2 protein-coding genes and 5 pseudogenes are annotated in these 5,226 nt (G+C 62.6%); 6 read left to right on the forward strand and 1 reads right to left on the reverse strand.

Features of this window, described 5'->3' with window-relative positions; all coding sequences use genetic code 11:
* From EOA13_RS38375 to EOA13_RS27635, 6 genes and pseudogenes are all read left to right on the forward strand, one after another.
* Positions 1-222, forward strand: a pseudogene (locus EOA13_RS38375) (hypothetical protein); the annotation flags it as partial.
* A pseudogene (gene tnpB, locus EOA13_RS27620) lies at positions 219-571 on the forward strand (IS66 family insertion sequence element accessory protein TnpB). The pseudogenes EOA13_RS38375 and tnpB, both read left to right, overlap by 4 nt.
* A 69-nt stretch (positions 572-640) precedes the next feature.
* Positions 641-1,958, forward strand: a pseudogene (locus EOA13_RS27625) (IS66 family transposase); the annotation flags it as partial.
* A 49-nt stretch (positions 1,959-2,007) separates the two neighbouring features.
* Positions 2,008-2,310 carry a hypothetical protein gene (locus tag EOA13_RS38050; RefSeq protein ID WP_063169337.1) on the forward strand — a complete coding sequence of 101 codons (303 nt, stop codon included), beginning with the start codon at positions 2,008-2,010 and terminating at the stop codon, positions 2,308-2,310.
* On the forward strand, positions 2,297-4,360 hold the full coding sequence (locus EOA13_RS27630) for a recombinase family protein (protein WP_063169338.1): 2,064 nt from the start codon (positions 2,297-2,299) through the stop codon (positions 4,358-4,360). The genes EOA13_RS38050 and EOA13_RS27630 overlap by 14 nt, the downstream gene beginning before the upstream one ends.
* Positions 4,361-4,388: 28 nt before the next feature.
* Positions 4,389-4,581: pseudogene (locus EOA13_RS27635) on the forward strand (transposase domain-containing protein); the annotation flags it as partial.
* Between the two features lie 44 nt (positions 4,582-4,625).
* Here the strand turns inward: EOA13_RS27635 and EOA13_RS38935 are convergent.
* Positions 4,626-4,963 (reverse strand): annotated as a pseudogene (locus EOA13_RS38935) (IS110 family transposase); the annotation flags it as partial.
* Positions 4,964-5,226: the final 263 nt, after the last annotated feature.

The following is a 5,226-nucleotide window of genomic DNA, read 5'->3' on the forward strand; positions in this document are numbered from 1 at the left end:
CAGGCCGCTTCGGTGCAGCAAGATTCTCCTGCCTTTGTGCCGGCGGTTGTGGCGGCGGCGGAACCTGCAGCCAGCCGTTCACCGAAGCAGCGGAAACGGCAAGCCACCCGAGATGCCGGCATGATCGAGCTTGAGATCGACGGCATCGCGATGCGCGTCGGCCGGGGCGCCGATACCAAGACGGTGGCCGCAGTGATCCGCGCGCTGAAGGCGACGTCGTGATCGGGCCGACGGGTGCGGTCAAGGTCATGGTGGCGACGAAGCCCGTCGACTTCCGCAAGGGTGCGGAGGGATTGGCGGCGCTGGTGCGAGAGACAATGGGGGCCGATCCGTTCAGCGGGGCCGTCTACGTCTTCCGGGCGAAGCGGACTGACCGGATCAAGCTGATCTTCTGGGATGGCACCGGGGTTTGCCTGCTAAGCGTTTGGAGGATGGGGAGTTCCGCTGGCCGAAAGTGCATGACGGCATGATGCGGCTGACGGCCGCGCAGCTCTCGGCGCTACTCGAAGGTCTCGACTGGCGGCGAGTCCATGAGGCGCGCCGGACCCGCGTGCCAGCCCAGGCGGGCTGACCCGCGACGAAGTGAATCAGCCTAGATTCCGCTGTCGCGGGCTGTCGGCGAATATGGTCTGATCCGTTCATGGCGATGACGGCTGACCAGCTTCCCGACGATCCGGACGCGCTGAAGGCGATGGTCCTGGCGCACGACGTCGAGAATGCCCGTCTGATTCAGATCATCAAGGAATTGCAGCGTCACCGCTTCGGCCGGCGTGCCGAGACGCTCCCCGAGGATCAATTGCTGCTGGGGCTCGAAGAGGCGGAGCAGATCGAGGCCGCCGGTGAGGAAGAGAAGGAGCAATCTGCTCCCGCCGAGCGGCAAGCAAAGGCCACGAGGCGCCGGGCCAACCGGGGCGCGCTGCCACCCCATCTGCCGCGCGTGGAGATGGTCGTCGACATCGAGGACCATGCCTGCCCATGCTGCCGCAATGGCTTGCATCGGATCGGCGAGGACGTGAGCGAGCGGCTCGACATCGTTCCGGCGCAGCTGCGTGTAATCGTCGTGCGCCGGCCCAAATATGCCTGCCGCGCCTGCGAGGACGTCGTGGTTCAGGCTTCCGGCGCCGGCCCGGCTGATCGAGGGTGGTCTTCCGACCGAGGCAACGGTCGCCCAGGTGCTGGTCTCAAAATATGCCGATCACCTTCCGCTCTATCGTCAGGCGCAAATCTACGCCCGGCAGGGTATCAATCTCGATCGCTCTACGCTCGCCGACTGGGTCGGCCGCGCCGCCTGGCACCTGCGTCCGGTGCATGAGCGGCTGCTTGGCAAGCTGAAGTCCTCGGCAAAACTCTTCGCCGACGAGACGACCGCGCCGGTGCTCGATCCCGGCCGCGGCAAGACTAAGACAGGTCAACTCTGGGCCTATGCCCGCGATGACCGACGATGGGAGGGGAGCGACCCGCCGGGCGTCGCCTATGTCTATGCGCCGGACCGAAAGGCCGAGCGTCCGATCGCTCATCTCGCAGGCTTCACCGGAATCTTGCAGGTCGACGGCTATGGCGGCTATCGCGTGCTGGCCGACAAAAGCGGCGTCACGCTCGCCTTCTGCTGGGCGCATGTCCGTCGGCGCTTTTATGAACTGGCAGCAGCCGGTCCCGCGCCGATCGCCAGTGACGCGCTGAGACGGATCGCCGAACTCTACAAGATCGAGGATGACATCCGTGGCCGATCGGCCAACGAGCGCCGCGCGATGCGTCAGGACAAAAGCCGCGCCATCGTCGCCGATCTCGAACCCTGGCTGCGTGAGAAGCTCGGCCTGATCAGTCAGAAGACCAAGCTCGCAGAGGCAATCCGCTACACGCTCTCACGCTGGGAAGGCCTCTCGCACTTCCTTGACGACGGCCGCATCGAGATCGACAGCAACACCGTCGAACGCTCGATCCGTCCGATCGCAATCTCGGGGTCATTCTGCCCATGTTGGGCAGGAGGTCGAAGTCCCGTGCGCAGCAATGGATCTGGGCTCCCCGCGCGCGTCGCTTGCTGCACTGCTTGAACTGAACAAGCTCTTGATCCAGCGCCGTTTCCGGCGAGGCTCTCCGGATGGTTTCATCATCGGGGAGACTCAAAATGAGAACCTTGCCGCCACCGACACGATCTCTCGTGATCGTTCGCCAGCTCAGCATGCGCTCGACTCGCACAAGCTAGTCGGGCTGAGCGCAGCGCAACGAACGATCGTGATCGCCCGGCTCGCCAATGTGCTGATGGCCGCCGCCGGTATCGTGACGGAGGAGAGCCGCGATGACGAGCCGTAATCTGATTCCGGCCACCATCCTCAAGCGCAAGGCCGTTGTCTATGTACGTCAGTCCACGCAGGCGCAAGTGCAGCTCAATCTTGAGAGCCAGCGTCGGCAATATGAGCTGGTCGACGTCGCGCGGCGCTGGGGATTCCGCAAGGTTGAGGTGATCGACGAGGACTTGGGACGCACCGCAAGTGGAGCTGTGGAACGTCCCGGTTTCGAACGCCTGGTCGACGATCTGTGCACCGGTCATGTGGGCGCTGTGCTTTGCCTGGAGGCGTCCCGCCTGTCTCGCAACGGACCGGACTGGCATCGGCTGCTCGAGTTGTGCGGCGAAGTCGATGCACGGGTGATCGATCTGGACGGAGTCTACGATCCGGGACTGCCGAACGATCGCCTGCTGCTCGGCATGAAGGGGAGCATAAGCGAGTTCGAACTCGGGGTGCTGCGTGCTCGCATGTACGAAGCTGACCGCGCCAAGGCACAGCGCGGCGAACTGCGCATCTCTGTGCCCTTCGGCTACGTCTGGCACCGGGATTACGGTCTCGGGTTCGATCCCGATATACGCCTGCAGGAGACCATTCGCCTGATATTCGCGCGTTTCCGCGAACTCGGCAGTGCCCGCCAGGTCCTGATCTCGATGATCGACGATGGCGTGCATTTCCCCAGACCCTCCGACGGCAAGAAGATGGTGTCCTTCGCCTGGGTTCCGGTCCGCTACCGCAACGTGATCTCCGTCCTGAAGAACCCGTTCTACGCCGGCGCTTATGTCTATGGTAAGAGCGAGAAGCGCACCGAGATCGTGGATGGCCGCGTCCGCAAGAGCTATGGTCATTACAAGCCGGCCAGCGATTGGGCGGTGGTGCTCAAGGAGCATCACGAAGGCTATATCGGATGGAGCGAGTACGAACGGAACCAGGAACTTCTCGCCGCCAACGCCTATGGCAAAGCCGGCGGCGTCAAGTCGGGCCGCGGCGGTCGCGCGTTGCTCCCGGGTCTTCTCTCCTGTGGTCGATGCGGGCGAAGACTGGTTGTCACGTATGCCGGACGTGGCCAAGGTTACCCGGTCTATCGTTGCGAGAACACCATGATGGCGCAGGCGCGATGCATGTCGTTCAACGGCTTTCGCACCGATGCGGCGGTGGCCCGCGAAGCCTTGGAGGCGGTTGCGCCGATGGCGATCGAGGCGGCGTTGGAGGCTGAACAGATGCAGCTGGAGAGCGAAGCCAGGCGGCGGCAGATGATCGAGATGGACCTGCAGCAGGCACGCTATGAGGCATCGCTCGCCGAGCGCCGCTACGCCGCCTGCGACCCGGAGAACCGGCTTATAGCGGCCCAGCTCGAGAGGAACTGGGAAGCTAGGCTCAGGCGCGTGGAGACCTGCGAGGCCCGGCTCAGTGAAGTCCAGCGTATGGAGCCTGTCGACGCGATCCCTGACTTCACCGGCCTCGCCCAGGATCTCGAAGCCGCCTGGAATGCGCCGGGTGTCGATATGCGGTTCCGTCAGCAACTGCTGCGCGCGCTCATCAAGGACATTGTGGCGGACGTCGATGACGACGCGCGCGATGTGATCCTGACCATCCATTGGCATGGGGGCCAGCATTCCCAGGTAAGGGTTCGCAAGTCCAAATCCGGAGAGCATGGCCAGAGTACGCCTGAGGAGGCTCTGGCGGTCATGCGATCCATGGCAACGCGATGGTCGGATGCCGAAATCGCCGCCACACTCAACCGCATGGGCATGAAGACGGGTCAGGGAAAGACCTGGACGGCGCGACGCGTCCAATCCCTGCGCACGGTGCACAAGATCAGCGGCTATCGGTCTTCCGACAAGAACGGCGAGTGGCTTACCATGTCGGACGCGGCCGCGAAGCTTGGCGTGTCGCACGTCAAAATCCGCCGGTTCGTCAGGGACGGCATATTACCAGCCGAGCAGGTCATGCGCGGCGCGCCCTACCAGATCCGCGCCAGCGACCTTGAAGATGAACGGATCAAGGCCGATTTGGCGCGCAAATCTCCGCGTATCATCAACGACGATAATCAGAAATCGCTGTTTCCCGCCATTTGAAGAGGGGGTGCATAATGAATCAGTCTTCGCGCTCAACCGCAAGAACGCGCTCTTCGCAGGCTCTGACGGCGGCGCCGAACACTGGGCAGTCATCGCCTCGCTGATCGAAACCTGCAAGCTCAATGGTGTCGAACCGCTCGGCTTATCTCGCCGATGTCCTCACCAGGATCGTCAACGGCCACCCCAACAGCCAGATCGACGATCTCCTGCCTTGGGTCTACATCAACAAGCTCGAGCTCAAGGCCGTGGCCCGAGAATACCGCTTACTCTTGACATGCACGGGCCGGAACAGGTTAACCCGCATATCTGCGCGATGCCGCGAGCATGGTTGCGGTCGGTCTTGTTGACCTGTGCCTTGAGAACGCCTTGGAATGACGGGGCTCGATACAGGTCACGTAGTCCGGCTGCCGCCAGACCAACCATTGGGATAAGGGGCCGGCTTCAAGCCTGATCCGGGCGAGATTCCATGCGGGGTTCTTCAATGCGTCAGCAAGATCGTCCGGATGACTAGCAACCTTCATCTCTCGGCAAATTCGGCGCCCTTCTCACGATGCAAACGGTGGTCTCTTTCACGGAGACGTCCAGTCCGGCATAATTTTTCATGCTGCGCTTCCTTTCCTGATGCTTGTGGCTGTTCACACAGACCACGTTTTGTCATCATCTCGAAGCGCAGCACTTCAAAACAACCCGTTCAAGGCGGGGGGCAAAGCCGAATACCACAATCTAAACACCTAGCGATGCTGTTCAAATTCGCCTTGCCGGCATGGGACCCCATCGCTGTCATCACAGGAAGCAGTACGTGGGAGGGGAACTGCTCGCAGTGATGAATCGTGTTCCGAGCCACTACCCATTCAGTTTCGTCCCAG

Source organism: Mesorhizobium sp. M7A.F.Ca.US.011.01.1.1 (assembly GCF_003998295.1).
In the GTDB taxonomy this organism is placed as follows: domain Bacteria; phylum Pseudomonadota; class Alphaproteobacteria; order Rhizobiales; family Rhizobiaceae; genus Mesorhizobium.

Coding starts and splice junctions, on each gene's coding strand:
- EOA13_RS38050 (WP_063169337.1), top strand. CDS start 2,008: ATGGATCTGGGCTCCCCGCGCGCGTCGCTTGCTGCACTGCTTGAACTG.
- EOA13_RS27630 (WP_063169338.1), top strand. CDS start 2,297: ATGACGAGCCGTAATCTGATTCCGGCCACCATCCTCAAGCGCAAGGCC.